The sequence below is a fragment of the Comamonas halotolerans genome (genome assembly GCF_030162935.1).
In the GTDB taxonomy this organism is placed as follows: Bacteria; Pseudomonadota; Gammaproteobacteria; order Burkholderiales; family Burkholderiaceae_C; genus Comamonas; species Comamonas halotolerans.
In genome coordinates this window covers 1-701 of record NZ_JASAUZ010000038.1, presented here as the reverse complement: position 1 = coordinate 701, position 701 = coordinate 1, and the positions used below count along the sequence as shown (strand labels likewise).

At 64.1% G+C, this 701-nt stretch carries 1 protein-coding gene; it reads right to left on the bottom strand.

Translation table 11 applies throughout. The features are described 5' to 3' along the window. The coding region (locus tag QEP11_RS14305) for an Ig-like domain-containing protein (RefSeq protein WP_284337329.1) at positions 1-701 on the bottom strand (701 nt) is incomplete at both ends.

Here is a 701-nt window from a genome sequence, read left to right as displayed (position 1 = left end):
CTCGGCGCTGGCAGCGCTTTCGTTGCCCACGCTGTCCACGCTGGTGACCGTGAACTTGTGTTCACCATCCACGGTCAGTGCCGGATTGACGGTGTAGCTCCACTCGCCGTTGGCCTGCACCTTGGTGGTGCCCACCAGGCTGGCGTTGTCGTAGATGCGGATCGTGTCGCCCGCTGTGCCCTTGCCCACCAGGGTCGGGGTCGTGTCGTCCGTGATGCCTCCATGGGCCACGTCCGTTTGCACCGTGCCCACATCGTCCTTGACGCTCTCGATGCTTGGCACGCTGGAAGGTGTGGTGTCCACTTCCAGTGCAAACTGGGCGCTCACCGTATTGCCCGCTGCATTCAGCGCCTGGGCTGTGTAGCTGTGCACGCCTTCGCTTTGCTCTGGCAGTGTCACGCTCCAGTGGCCTGAGGCATCCGCTGTTGTGCTGCCAATCGCGGTGCTGCCTTCGTAGATCGTGACGGTCGCTCCCGCTGTTGCCTGGCCCTCGAAGGTCGGGGTCTTGTCGTTGGTGCGGCCTCCGTCAGACACCGCTGTCGGGGCGTTGCCTTCGTTGTCAAGCACCTGCTCGATGGTCAGGCTCAGCTGGCTGGTATCCACGTGGATGACCAGCGCATCGCTTGGCGCACTGGTGTTGCCCGCCTCGTCGGTGAGCGTGCTCGTCAGGCTGTGATCCTTGCCCGACTCCAGCGCTGTCG